Origin of the sequence: uncultured Chloroflexus sp. (genome assembly GCF_937951745.1) — a bacterium.
Classification (GTDB): Bacteria; Chloroflexota; Chloroflexia; order Chloroflexales; family Chloroflexaceae; genus Chloroflexus.
In genome coordinates, this window is sequence record NZ_CALFBQ010000068.1 from 1 (window position 1) to 13,115 (window position 13,115).

At 60.8% G+C, this 13,115-nt stretch carries 9 protein-coding genes; 6 read left to right on the forward strand and 3 right to left on the reverse strand.

Annotation, left to right across the window (positions count from 1 at the left end):
* On the reverse strand, positions 1-2,028 hold a 2,028-nt coding region (locus tag Q1A59_RS15200; RefSeq protein WP_367280905.1), incomplete at its 3' end, for an NAD(+) synthase.
* 357 nt (positions 2,029-2,385) lie between these two features.
* Here Q1A59_RS15200 and Q1A59_RS15205 point away from each other — a divergent pair.
* From Q1A59_RS15205 to Q1A59_RS15225, 5 genes are all read left to right on the forward strand, one after another.
* Entirely contained in the window at positions 2,386-3,846 is a 1,461-nt protein-coding gene (locus Q1A59_RS15205) for an NAD-dependent succinate-semialdehyde dehydrogenase (protein WP_298402466.1), read from the forward strand.
* 95 nt (positions 3,847-3,941) lie between these two features.
* Positions 3,942-5,222, forward strand: coding sequence for an NAD(P)/FAD-dependent oxidoreductase (locus tag Q1A59_RS15210; protein ID WP_299645204.1), 1,281 nt, complete (start codon positions 3,942-3,944; stop codon positions 5,220-5,222).
* Between the two features lie 18 nt (positions 5,223-5,240).
* Complete coding sequence (locus Q1A59_RS15215; RefSeq protein WP_298402463.1) at positions 5,241-6,827, forward strand: amidase; 1,587 nt, start codon at positions 5,241-5,243, stop codon at positions 6,825-6,827.
* Between the two features lie 78 nt (positions 6,828-6,905).
* Positions 6,906-8,681 carry an acetyl-CoA carboxylase biotin carboxylase subunit gene (accC, locus tag Q1A59_RS15220; protein WP_298402461.1) on the forward strand — a complete coding sequence of 592 codons (1,776 nt, stop codon included), beginning with the start codon at positions 6,906-6,908 and terminating at the stop codon, positions 8,679-8,681.
* Between the two features lie 143 nt (positions 8,682-8,824).
* Positions 8,825-9,151, forward strand: coding sequence for a cupin domain-containing protein (locus Q1A59_RS15225; RefSeq protein ID WP_298402460.1), 327 nt, complete (start codon positions 8,825-8,827; stop codon positions 9,149-9,151).
* Between the two features lie 15 nt (positions 9,152-9,166).
* On the opposite strand, the gene Q1A59_RS15230 is transcribed toward Q1A59_RS15225, so the two are convergent.
* A complete protein-coding gene (locus tag Q1A59_RS15230; protein WP_298402459.1) occupies positions 9,167-9,913 on the reverse strand; it encodes a metalloregulator ArsR/SmtB family transcription factor in 747 nt (248 codons plus the stop codon).
* Positions 9,914-10,208: 295 nt separating this feature from the next.
* On the opposite strand from Q1A59_RS15230, the gene Q1A59_RS15235 reads away from it, so the two are divergent.
* Positions 10,209-11,216: a glycosyltransferase family 2 protein gene (locus Q1A59_RS15235; RefSeq protein WP_298402457.1), complete on the forward strand. Its 1,008-nt coding sequence runs from the start codon at positions 10,209-10,211 to the stop codon at positions 11,214-11,216.
* A 79-nt stretch (positions 11,217-11,295) separates the two neighbouring features.
* Here Q1A59_RS15235 and Q1A59_RS15240 read toward each other — a convergent pair whose 3' ends face one another.
* The gene (locus Q1A59_RS15240; protein ID WP_298402455.1) at positions 11,296-12,957 is read right to left on the reverse strand and encodes an NAD(P)/FAD-dependent oxidoreductase; all 1,662 of its coding nucleotides are present in this window, start codon (positions 12,955-12,957) and stop codon (positions 11,296-11,298) included.
* Positions 12,958-13,115 lie beyond the last annotated feature (158 nt).

Here is a 13,115-nt window from a genome sequence, read left to right on the forward strand (position 1 = left end):
CCAGACCGCAGCGCTGGCGTCACTCGGCGCGCGCCAGTCTCCCCGCGGCGAGAGGGAGCCACCTGAGCCGACTTTGGGGCCGTTGGGCATGGCCGAGCGTTTGAATTGGCTGATTTGGAAGAAGCGGTAGAGGAAAACCCGCAGCCAGTGCAGGATGGTGGGGAGATCGTAGGCCCGTCGCTCGTGCGCTGGTAAGCCCTCTGGCCATGCGCCAACCTGCGTGTCACGCCACGCATGCATTGCGAGAAATGCGACTTTGCTTGGCCGAAAGCCGTAGCGGGTGATGTAGTAGAGGTTGAAGTCCTGTAGCGCATACGGCCCGATGATCGCCTCGGTGCGCTGGGCCGGTTTGTCGTCGCTGTTGGCCGTCGCCGGCACTAGTTCGGGCGAGATTTCGGTGGCGAGAATATCGGTCAGCACGCGATTCGCTTCCTCACCCAATTCACCGCTGCGAATGACATAGCGGATCAGGTGCTGGATCAGGGTTTTTGGCACCGAGGCGTTGACGTTGTAGTGCGCCATCTGGTCACCGACGCCGTAAGTACACCAGCCGAGCGCCAATTCGCTCAGGTCGCCGGTGCCAACAACGATTGCGTTGTGGTAGTTGGCCAGCCGGAAAAGGTGCGAGGTACGTTCACCGGCTTGTACGTTCTCGAAGGTGACGTCGTACACCGGCGCGCCTTCACCGGCAGGGTGGCCAAGGTCGCGCAGCATTTGCAAGGCCGAGGGCCGGATGTCAATCTCGTGAGCACTGACGCCAAGCGCGGCCATAAGGGCGTGGGCATTCGCCCGGGTTCGGCTGCTGGTGGCGAAGCCGGGCATGGTGTAGGCCAAGACGTTCTGGCGTGGCAGGCCAAGTCGATCCATAGCGCGCGCGGCCACAATCAGAGCCTGCGTGCTATCAAGGCCACCCGACACACCGATCACGACCTTTTCGACCTTAGCACTGCGCATACGCTGGATGAGACCATGCACCTGAATGTTGTACGCTTCGTAGCAACGCTCGTCGCGGGTGGCCGGGTCGTTCGGTACATACGGAAACCGTGCGACCTCGCGACGCAGATCGGTCACAACCGGCGGGGTGATCGGCAGCGCAAGCTTGCGCATGTGACGCAATCGTTCGCGGTAATCGCCAATACTGTCACTGAAGCTGGTTTGGCGCATGCGATCTTGCTGCAATCGCTCTAGATCAACGTCGGCGAAGATGATCTGCTCGTCGTCGCGAAAACGCTGCGATTCGGTCAAGAGTTCACCGTTTTCACAAATCAGGGCGTGACCGTCCCACGCGAGATCGGTTGTGCTTTCACCTAAGCCTGCTGCCGAATAGAGATACGCAGCAATGGTACGGGCTGATTGGCTTAGGCATAATGCCCGCCGGTAGTCGGCCTTGCCAATCGTGATGTTCGAAGCCGACAGGTTACAGAGCACGGTCGCACCGGCTAGCGCAGCGAACGTACTCGGCGGCAGTGGTGTCCACAGATCTTCACAGATTTCAACATGTACGGCAAAACCGGGAATTGCCGGCGCTTCGTAGATGAGATCAGTGCCGAAAGGTACGGTCTGGCCGGCGACGCGGATGGTGTCGCCGATCGCGTCGCGAGCGGCGGCGAAGTGGCGTTTTTCGTAAAATTCGCGATAATTAGGTAAATAACTCTTTGGGGTTACTCCTACGATTTGGCCGCTACAGATGGCAATTGCACAGTTAAAGAGACGAGCCTCGTGCCGCAGTGGCGCACCTACGAGGAGAAGCGCATTTATCTCGCGCGAAGCGTGAACTATCGCGGCCACCGCCTGCTCAACGGCGTCGAGCAACGTAGTTTGGTGGAAGAGATCGTCGTTGCTGTAGGCCGAAATGCCGAGTTCGGGGAAGAGGGCTAATACCGCTCCTTCAGCAGCGGCCCGATGGGCCAAGGCAATGGTGCGCTCTGCATTTACTGTTGGCTCGGCGATCTGTACCGTCGGGATGGCAACAGCTAGGCGGGCAAAGCCGTGGCGGTATATGGAATAGAAGGGATGGGGCTGACTCATCATGGATCGCTCGTCTTGTATCGGCTGATTACTGTATAGTATATCGCTTCTTGCCGGCAGAGAACGCAACGGGGGAAACGCCAAGGCACAAAGCGCGCAGAGAACGCAACGGTGGTACAAGTATAAGCTAATTTCACAGAAGGTTCAGACACGATATGGGATTTGTTCTAATCAATGGGTAGTATGGTACCAAGTGTAAGCTAATTCCATAGAAGGTTCAGACATAACATGGTGTTCGTTTTAGCCAACGGGTATGCTAAATATTACCCAACCTTGCGTCTCTTGGTGCCTTTGCACCTTTTGCGTTTATTACCCTTTGCGCCTTCGCGGTTGGTTTGGTTGTGAAAGGAGCGCATCATGTCAGTGATGGCAGAAGGAATCTTGGCGACGTTGCCTTTACGCTTGCTCATTAACGGCGAGTGGCGTGAGGCGGAGAATGGAGCAACCTTTGCCGTGATAAACCCGGCCAACGCTACCGTGTTGGGGTATGTGCCCGATGCTGGCGTGGCCGAGACAAGAGCAGCCATTGCAGCGGCAGTGGCCGCCCAACCGGGATGGGCAGCGACGCCGGCTGGTGAACGAGCAGCGCTGCTGCGCCGGGTGGCGGGGTTGATGCTCGAACGGCAGCAGGAGCTGGCGACGATTATGACCCTCGAACAAGGCAAGCCACTGGCTGAGGCGCGAGGTGAGATCGCGTATGCGGCGAGTTTTCTCAGTTGGTTTGCCGGCGAAGCCGAGCGGATCTACGGGATGACGATCCCTGCTTCAACCAACGCCAAACGGATTCTGGTACTGCGCCAACCGGTGGGGGTCGTGGCAATGATCACGCCGTGGAACTTTCCAAGCGCAATGATTACCCGCAAGTTAGGGCCGGCCCTTGCTGCCGGTTGCACGGTGATCGCCAAGCCTGCCGAGCAGACGCCGCTCTCGGCGCTGGCGCTCGGTCAACTTTTTACCGAAGCCGGCGCGCCTCCCGGTGTAGTTAATATCATCACATGTCAAGACCCGCGTCCGTTTGCTGATACGATCTTCGCCGACACTCGCGTGCGCAAGATTAGCTTTACCGGTAGCACCGAAGTCGGCAAGGAGCTGATGCGGCGGTCGGCGGATACGCTCAAGCGGGTGTCGCTAGAATTGGGTGGCAATGCGCCGTTTATCGTCTTCGCCGATGCTGATCTCGATGCAGCGGTGCGTGGCGCGATCGCCTCGAAGTTTCGTAACGCCGGCCAGACCTGCGTCTGCGCGAATCGGATCTTTGTGCAACGCTCAATCTACGCCGATTTCGCCGAACGATTTGCTGCCGAAGTAGCGCGGTTGACCGTTGGCGACGGCTTACAGCCCGGGGTGCAGATTGGCCCGCTGATCGATGAACAGGCCCGGCAGAAGGTTGAGCGCCACGTGCGTGATGCGCTTACGGCCGGAGCGAAGGTAGTGGTTGGGGGCGGCCCAGCCCCGCTCGGCGGCAACTTCTGGTTGCCGACAGTGCTGCTGGATGCGCGCAGCGATATGCTTGTGGCCCGTGAAGAAACGTTTGGCCCCGTTGCGCCGTTAATACCGTTCGATGATGAGGCTGAGGTCATTCGCATGGCCAACGACACTCCCTACGGATTGGCCGCCTACGCTTTCACCCGCGATGTGGGTCGGGTTTGGCGGCTGGCCGAAGGGTTGGAATATGGGATTATCGGTATCAATGATCCGATTCCCTCAACCGCCCAAGCACCGTTTGGCGGTGTCAAGCAGAGTGGGATCGGGCGCGAGGGTGGGCCGACCGGGATTGATGAGTATCTCGACATTAAGTATGTCTCGATCGGGATTTGAGTGGGCGAAGGCGAGGCAGGAATAGCTTGGGTATTGTTTCGCACGCTGATACATAACAAAGGACGGAACTCAGACGAGGAATGAAGGGCGAGCGCATGGCTGACACAACGGAGACTGAGTACGATGTCGCGGTGATTGGAGCCGGGGCAGCGGGATTGGCTGCTGCTCGTATGCTGCACGACGTCGGTGCGCAGGTAATTGTGATCGAGGCGCGGCCTCGGATTGGTGGGCGGATCTGGACGGAGCGCAGTTGCGGGTGGTACCCGATTGAGTTGGGGGCAGAGCTGATCCACGGCGCGCAGACGAGCACGGTCGATCTGGCAGAGAAGGCTGGATTGACGCTCGACGAGGTTGATCGGTATAACGGCTTGCGCTGGGGGAGACCGGCTCGATTGATCAGCGAGCTGTCGCCAGATGATCCAGCTCGACGAGCGATTGAGCAGGCACGTGCAGTATGGAACTTACTCGCGCAGCGGTACCCTGATGATGCCGCCGATTGTTCACTCGCTGATGAGCTGCGCCAACACGGATTCACACCGATGGCGCTGAGCATCGCCGATGTGGTGCTGGCTCAGACCTGCTGCGCTGAAGTCGAGCTGCTCAGTTGCCTCGATCTGGCCCGTGAGCAGCGGGTGGATCGAGCCGGGCCGCGCGAGTTCCGGCTGCGCGCGCGGTACGATACCCTCTTGGCATGGCTTGCTCGTGGCCTCGATCTGCACCTCGGCAGGCCAGTGCAGGCAATTACCGATCACGGCGACCGCGTGACAGTTCACACGACTGCTGGCCCGTTAGGGGCGAGGCACTGTATTATCACCGTACCGGTGGCAGTGCTGGCCGCCGGGATGATCCGTTTCGACCCGCCGCTCTCGGCTGGCAAACAGGCAGCAATTGCCGCCTTTCGCACGCGCCCGGCAACCAAACACTTCTTCTGGTTCGATGCGCCGCTCTGGGACGAAGGCTTTGCCTACGCCGCCCACAATGGCTTGTTTGCTCGCTGGTGGACGCCAGCCCATCCCGATTTGGCTGCGCCGTTACTCTGTTGCTACGTCACTGCCGAACGCGCAGCAGTACTCGACCGGTTGCCGGATGCGACGGTACGCGAGATCGGTTTGGCAGAACTGGGCCAGTTGCTGGGCCGCGACGATGTAGCGACCCACTGCGTAGGATTCAGGCGCTACCGCTGGGCCGCCGACGCATACGCACGCGGCGGGTATGCCCATCTGCCGCCGGGGATGGCGTGGGCGCGACCAGTGTTGGCTGCGGCGGAAGGCAATCTGCATTTCGCCGGCGAAGCCACCGCCTACGACAGCAATCCCCAGACGGTGCATGGCGCGATCGATAGCGGACAGCGAGCAGCACGAGAAATCTTCAATTGATCACAACGGGAGCATCTCATGTCTAATGCCACCATCATCGACCGGTTGCGGGCTGCATTGCGTGCTATCGGCATTCCGGCTACCGACGCCGATTTTGCCGGTATCATCGAAAAGGGATTCCTCAGCCGTTGGCCTGACGTCGAACGTCTGCTCGATGCAGTTGACCACGAACAACTACCTGACATGCTCGACGCGGCCAGTCTGCCGCCAGCGGCCAGCCCACCGAACGGCGGCCTGCCGGCGAGTGATGATCCGACGACCATCCTCGGTATTGCGAACCAATTGCAACGGCGGACAATCTCGGCGGTGGAGCTAGCCGAGCAGGTGTTGGAGCAGATTGCCGATCATGATGCTGAGTTGAACGCCTTCCAGATCGTGATGGCCGAGAGCGCGCTGGCCGATGCCCGCGCCGCCGACGCCGAACTGGCGGCGGGCAAGGTGCGCAGCCCGCTGCACGGCGTACCAGTAGCGGTGAAGGATCTGTTCGACGTAGCCGGCTACCCAACCGCGGCAGGTTCGCGGATTCGCGCCGGTGTGATGGCGGCGACCGACGCAACCGTCGTTGAACGGCTCCGCGCCGCTGGCGCGATCATTATCGGCAAAACACGTATGTCAGAGTTCGCCTACTCACCCGGCTCGAACAATGCACACTACGGCCCAACCGCCAACCCTTACAACCGCCAGCATGACAGTGGCGGCAGCAGTAGTGGCAGTGCAGTGGCAACAACCACCGGTATGGCATTTGCGGCAATCGGTACTGACACCGGCGGCTCGATCCGCATTCCGGCAGCCCACTGCGGGATCGTTGGACTCAAACCCACCTATGGCCGGGTGAGTCTGGCCGGCGGCTTTACCCTCTCGTGGTCGCTCGATCATGCTGGGCCGCTGGCGCGCACAGTAGCCGACGCAGCATTACTGCTCAGTGTTATCGCTGGACCAGACCAACGCGATCCGCGCACCTTGCGGCCAGCGCCCGACTTTACCGGTGGCGGTTTGGTAGCCGGGGTACGCAACTTGCGCGTGGGTCTGGTAACCGCTGATGGCAGCGGGCAGACGATGGCCGGCCCCGCCGAGCTGGCGGCAATGCAGCGCACCGCCGATGCGTTAGCCGGACAGGGGGCGACTGTGACGCCCATTGAAGTGCCTGAACTCGAAGAACTACGGTTGCTGAATCAGGCATTGCTGGCAATGGAAGCCGCTGCACTGCATCTGCCGTGGTTGCGCACCCGGCTCGACGAGTACGGTGAATTTATGCGCCAGCGTATTTTGGCGGCATTCATCTATTCACCGGCTGACGTGACGCGGGTGCAGCAGGCACGGGCAGCGTTACGACGACGAGTAGCGGCCCGTTTAGCCGAGATCGATCTCTTGATAACACCGGTCGTACCCGGCCCGGCGCCGGCGTTAGGGGTGCCGACGCCGACCTCATTCACCGGGCCGTGGAATTTCCTTGGTTGGCCGGCACTGAGCTTACCGGCAGGTATGGGTGACGACGGCTTGCCGCGCGCGGCGCAACTGGTGGCTCGCCCGTGGAACGAACCGCTGCTGCTGCGGACTGCTTTCGCTGCCGAACAGGTGCTAGGCCGGCTGATGCCATCTCTGTAACACGGCGCGCTATGCTACAATTGGCACCCGTGCCGCACAGCGTTGAAGCGGCGCAAGCAGCATTGAGGAGCGGCTGCAATGTTTCGTACAGTACTAGTTGCGAACCGCGGCGAGATTGCTTTGCGCGTGATGCGCGCCTGCCGCGAATTGGGTCTGCGCTGCGTGGCTGTCTATTCAGAGGCCGACCGTGATGCGCCCCATGTGGCTTATGCCGACGATGCTTATCTGATTGGCCCACCATCGCCGGCGGAGAGCTATCTGAACATCGAAGCGATTATTCGCGCCGCCAAAGCCACCGGCGCCGAGGCGATCCATCCCGGTTATGGCTTTCTGGCTGAAAACCCCAACTTTGTGCGCGCAGTCACTGCTGCCGGCTTAGTCTTTATTGGTCCACCAGCAGAAGTGATGGAGCGGATGGGGGGAAAGACAGCGGCCCGTCGAGAAGCAACGGCGGCAGGTGTGCCGCTGGTGCCCGGCGTGCTTGAGCCGGTGGCCGATGCGGCTGAAGTGAAGCGGTTGGGGAAGGAGTTTGGCTACCCGATCGCGATTAAGGCGGTCGGCGGCGGCGGTGGGCGCGGCTTGCGAGTGGTGCGCTCGCCGGAAGAGGTGGCGGAGGCGTTTGCTGCGGCCCGCCGCGAAGCGGAGGTCGCCTTCAAGAACGGCGAACTCTACGTCGAAAAGTATCTCGATGATCCGCGTCACATCGAGATACAGGTGCTGGCCGATGGCTACGGCAATGCGGTAGCGCTCGGCGAGCGCGACTGCTCGGTGCAGCGCCGCCATCAAAAGCTCATCGAGGAATGCCCTTCGCCGGCGCTCACCCCTGAGCTGCGCGCCGAGATGGGGGCAGCGGCAGTCCGTCTGGCCAAAGCGGTCGGCTATGTCAGCGCCGGTACGCTTGAATTTCTCTATCAAGACGGGCGGTACTACTTTCTGGAAATGAATACTCGTATTCAGGTCGAGCACACCGTGACCGAGATGGTCTACGGCGTCGATCTGGTAGCGGCCCAAATCCGCATTGCTCAAGGGGAAAAACTCTGGCTGAAGCAGGAAGACCTCGTGCCGCGTGGGCACGCGATTGAATGCCGGATCAACGCCGAAGATCCGCTGCACAACTTCCGCCCGGCGTTGGGCGCGATCGGTGAATACCGCGAGCCGGTGGGGTTGGGGGTGCGGGTAGACAGCGGGGTGCGGGCCAATTACACTGTGCCATCGCATTACGATTCGCTATTGGCGAAGGTGATTACGTGGGGGGCCGACCGTAAGGAGGCGATTGCGCGCATGCGGCGGGCGTTGGCCGAGTACCGCATCGAAGGCGTCACCACCATCATCCCCTTTCACCTTGCCGCCCTCGAACACCCGGTCTTTGTGGCTGGCGCGGCAACGGTCAACTTCATTCCGCGCCACCCAGAGCTGCTCACCCGCACAGCCGAGCTGATGCCGCCGGCGGCCACGCCAGCCCCGGCAGAGCCGACCCCGGAACCGCGCCGGTTTACGGTGGAAGTGAACGGGCGGCGGTTTGGCGTGGCCGTGTTCGGCGATGGTATGAGCCTTGTCCCGCCCCAGCCGGCGGCGGTGCGCGGCCCTGCGCCGCGCCGCGTGGCGCCGAAGAAGACGGCGCTGGCCGCGCCGGTTGATGGCGTGATCAGCCCCATTCAAGGTCGGGTGGTGGCGGTGCGGGTGGCCCATGGTCAGCAGGTTGAAGCCGGCCAAGTGTTGTTCATCGTGGAAGCGATGAAGATGGAGAACGAGATTACCGCCCCTCACAGCGGCACGATCGGCGAGGTGCGGGTCGAAGTCGGGGCGACGGTTGAAGCCGGCGCCGTGTTGGCGACCTACCAAACCACCGCGTAATATACCTCCGTCGAGCCGCACAGTCATGCGGCTCCCATCATCGTCATGTGATCGAGATCGCCTCATCGCGCCGTGCGGCGCGATGATTTTTTTGGTATCATCACGGCAGAATCGGCGCGATCATCCCTAACACAGGAGGCCCTATGTCCGAACGGCCATGGATCGAATTGTTTCCCGGCGTGTTTCGCCGCCGGATTGCGTTGACTGATCGAATGTATCAGATGGAAGTACGACTGACGGAAGGCAGCCATGTGCCGTTGCACAGCCATCCTGAAGATCAGGTCGCCTATATTGTTAGTGGTCGTTTGCGCTTTCAGCTTGGCGACGAGCTGATCGAAGCCGCTGCCGGCAGTTCGGTTGCTATTCCCGGCGGTACGCCGCATGCGGTTTGGACGCTGGAAGAGACATTGGCGATCGACACCTTTAGCCCGCCGCGGGCCGACTATTTGGCAGCCGATGGCGATCGGTAAGGTAATGTTTGCGCGTCACTGCACGTTGAACCACCTTGGTAACAGCGCCAACAACCCACGCACTCGCTCGCGCAGCTCGTCACGCACGGCGACAAACGCAGCGTATTGCTCCTCATTGGTACCGGTTACAGCCACCGGATCAGGAATGCTCCAATGAATATGACGTGCCGACTCGGGCCACACTGGACACTCCTCGCGAGCAATATCGCACACAGTCACGATCACTTGCGGTTTTTGATCAAGGATAGCGTCAATCGGTTTGGCTACCTGCTGATCGATTGGCGCACCAGCTTTAGCCATGACGGCAATGGCCAGTCGATGGATTGGTTGCGGGTGAGTGCCGGCACTCAACACCCCTACTTGCCCGCCACTCAGTGCGCGTAACCAGCCTTCGGCCATCTGTGAGCGGGCACTGTTGGCGCGACACAAGAATGCGACGGTGACGGGCGGCAACGGCGGCACGGTTGGTTCCGGCAGGGCCAATTCATGGCCAACTTGCGCGAGCAATGCCTCTAGTGCGGCGAGGTGCAAGCTGTAATAGATGACCCGCCCGTCAGCGTCACTGCGGTGGGCGTTGACTAACCCAGCTTGCCGCAGCATATTCAGGTGGTACGAAACCAGATTTTGGGCCAAGCCGGTTGCCGTCACTAACTCCGCGACTTGCCAGTCACTGTCACGCAGAGCAGTGATGAGCTTCCAGCGAGTTTCGTCGGCGAGTAGACGCAATCCAATCAACGCTGATGACGGGTGTGGTACGATCATAGCAGTTGTACAGTATGTCAAACAAGGCGCAATGAAATGTAATTGCTATAGTAGCAGAGGCCAGCAGCATCAGCAAGCATCAAAGATGTTCAATGAGGTGAAAGGCGAATTTCATGAGTGGCGAGGCTCTGAGAGGCGATATGTATGTTCGTCTTCACCTAAGTGCCGCTCTCTCAGAACAAGAGAAAAAAATAGCGCAGCCGGTGATCTCACGCGCTGGGCAGATATGTGTTCAGGGAACGAGACGTTTGCCAACGAGAATCAACGCTCTGCCCATATTCTAGGTTAAAAACCAATGAACCCGCTTGCCGCTGAATATCCAACGTGGGTAGCGTATGCCCACCTCACCGCTGACCTTCCACCACCACCGATCCGCGATCCGGCACAGCCACTCGTGAGCATTGTCGTGCCGTCACTCAACCAAGGGCGCTATATCGGGGAAACGCTCAACAGCATTCTGACGCAAGACTACCCTAACCTCGAAATATGGGTGATTGACGGCGGCAGCAGTGATGAGACGCCGAAGGTGTTGCGCGCGTTTGCCGGTGATGAGCGAGTGCAACTGGTGGTGGGCAACGATGCTGGCCAAGCTGACGCGATTAACCGAGGTTGGGCACGGGCGCGCGGATCGGTGTTGGCATGGCTCAATAGCGACGATACCTACCTACCGGGAGCGATTGCCACGCAGGTGGCGGCGTTGCAAGCTCATCCGGCGGCGGTTGCCGTCTATGCCGACGCGCGCTATACCGATGCGCAGGGCCAGCCGTTGTACACTATCGCGGCCCGCCCGTATCATCCACTCGCTCTGCTTCGATTGCTCATTCCTATGCAGCCTACCGTCTTTCTGCGCCGGACAGCGGTAGGCTTAACCGGCCCGCTCGATGTACGCATGCGGTACGCCCTCGATACCGCGTATTGGGTGCGGCTGGCCCAACTCGGCCCGTTTCAACCCACGTCTACCGTGGTGGCGACCTACCGGCTGCATGCCGCCTCGAAGACGGTGACGCAGTTTGCCGGTTTTTATCGCGAGTGGTTGCAGATCGCCGAGCAGAGTTTTACCGTGATGCCAGAGTTATCGCCGGCGCGGCGGGAGGTGTTGGCCGATATTTACGCGGCGATGACCAACCTCGAAGCGCGCAACGGTTCGTTACGCACGGCGCTGCGCTATGCAGCATATACGTTGACGCTGGCCGGCTGGCGGCCCCGCTTAGCCAAGACGCCACTAGTGTTGCTCGATCGCTGGCTCGGTAGCGATTTGGCTGAGCGTGCCGGCAGTTGGTGGGGCCGGCAAACGCGCAGGTAGCGGGTAGTAGTACCGCAGGGGCGCAGAGGGGGCAGAGGGTACGCTCCCCCCTGCCCCCTCTACGTTCGCTGCGGTTCAATTATGGGCGCAACAGCCTGCGTCCGGCGAGCACCGCACCGGCGGCAAGCGCTCCTGCGCCTAATACGATTGGCCCCCAGCGCCGAGCACTAGTATCCGCCAACACGACGCGGGCCGTGTTGTAGCCACTGGCACCGAAGACACCGCCGCCGGGGTGGGTACTCGCGCCGGTGAGGTAGAGACCGCGGATCGGCGTGCGGTAACCGGCCAGCTCTGGTAGAGGGCGGAAGAAAAACATCTGGTCAAAACTCATCTCGACGTGCATCACATTCCCGCGTAGCAGCCCGATCCGCCGCTCAAGGTCGAGTGGGCTTTGAATGAAGCGGTCAATGATCTTACCGCGCATGTTGGGCGCATAGCGGTAGAGCACTTCGAGGATCGAGTCGGCGACCGCTTCGCGGATGTCGTCCCAGTTTCGACCATCGCTGAGCTGGTAGGGGAAATACTGCGACCAGAGAAAGACCGTGTGCTTGCCGGGTGGAGCAACATCAGGATCAATCGCCGAGAAAGTCATCGCGATCACTGCCGGATCACGGCTTGGCTGACCGCGCAGATAGTCTTCGTAAGCGCGGCGGACGTAGTTCATGCTGGGGCTAAGTAATTGCAAGCCGTGGTGACTCTCGTGCGGGCGGCCATAACTGCGAGCCGCAGTGTAGTCAGGCAGCTCCTCGGCAGCGCAGCGCACCGTCATACCGAAGCCGTTGCCAATCCGAATGTGGTTGAGCCGGCGCGCCAGATCGGCGCTGAGGTGATCGGGGCCAACCAGTTGCAGGAAGGTGGTCAGCACGTGCGCATTCGAGACCACAATCGGGGCCGAGTAACGCTGGCCGTCTTCAGTCTCAACACCTTGCACACGACCATTCTGAACGATAATCCGGCGCACGGGCGCGTCGAGCACAACCTCGCCGCCCATCGCCTTGAGCGAGCGGGCCATGGCTTGGGTCAACATGCCCGACCCGCCACGTGGGTGCTTGGCGCCACTGTAGTGCAGCATCGCATGCCAGCCAAAGAAGTCACCAGCCCCGATCTCGTCTGGTGGTGGCCCACTCTGAGCAGCGAGCCACGTCATCGCGGCTCGCATTGCCTCGCTCTCAAAGGTCTCTTCGATCAACTGCGCATAGCTGGTGAAGAGACGGCGAGTCACTTCTAGCACCTGCTGCTCGGCCTTGGGCAAACGCGGAATGCTCGACGCCACCTTGCCGAACAGGCGCGTCACCGAGGGCGGATTGAGGAAGACATCGAACACCGCCTCGTTCAGCGGCGTCCAGAAGTCGAGGAAGCGCCGGTAAGCTTCGGCGTCGCGCGGGCTAACGGTGGCAATACTCTGGCACGTGCGCTCGACATCGCGGTAGAAGTAGATCGCACCGCTCCCGTCGGGCAAGGGGTAGAAGGCGTATGGATCCATGTCGATGTACTCGAGGCCGTGCCGTTCGAGTTCGAGGTCGCGCACGATCGGAGTGAGATGGATCATGATGTGGGCCGACGAGCCGACATCGATCTTGTAGCCGGGGATGACCTCTTCAGTGCAGACGGCGCCGCCGACGATAGGCCGCCGTTCGAGCACGAGCACGCGCTTCCCCGCTTTGGCGAGATAGCCGGCGCAGGTGAGGCCATTATGGCCGCCACCCACCACTATCACGTCGTAATCGGTTGCTGATGACATAGGGCTCCTCTAGCTGTGACACTGACTACAATGGTAGTATACCCTTAGTTTGATGGTTAAGAGAATTGTATCGGGTTGAACTATCTTCACGATGTATTTCAAGCAACCAAGCTCGCGCAACGGGACGACCGGGCGGTCGTTCTGCGTATGGCGAGTGT

What these genes read in the sequence shown, in the direction of transcription:
- Q1A59_RS15225 (WP_298402460.1), top strand. Translation starts at nt 8,825, where the DNA reads ATGTCCGAACGGCCATGGATCGAATTGTTTCCCGGCGTGTTTCGCCGC.
- accC (WP_298402461.1), top strand. Translation starts at nt 6,906, where the DNA reads ATGTTTCGTACAGTACTAGTTGCGAACCGCGGCGAGATTGCTTTGCGC.
- Q1A59_RS15230 (WP_298402459.1), bottom strand. Translation starts at nt 9,913, where the DNA reads ATGATCGTACCACACCCGTCATCAGCGTTGATTGGATTGCGTCTACTC.
- Q1A59_RS15215 (WP_298402463.1), top strand. Translation starts at nt 5,241, where the DNA reads ATGTCTAATGCCACCATCATCGACCGGTTGCGGGCTGCATTGCGTGCT.
- Q1A59_RS15235 (WP_298402457.1), top strand. Translation starts at nt 10,209, where the DNA reads ATGAACCCGCTTGCCGCTGAATATCCAACGTGGGTAGCGTATGCCCAC.
- Q1A59_RS15240 (WP_298402455.1), bottom strand. Translation starts at nt 12,957, where the DNA reads ATGTCATCAGCAACCGATTACGACGTGATAGTGGTGGGTGGCGGCCAT.
- Q1A59_RS15210 (WP_299645204.1), top strand. Translation starts at nt 3,942, where the DNA reads ATGGCTGACACAACGGAGACTGAGTACGATGTCGCGGTGATTGGAGCC.
- Q1A59_RS15205 (WP_298402466.1), top strand. Translation starts at nt 2,386, where the DNA reads ATGTCAGTGATGGCAGAAGGAATCTTGGCGACGTTGCCTTTACGCTTG.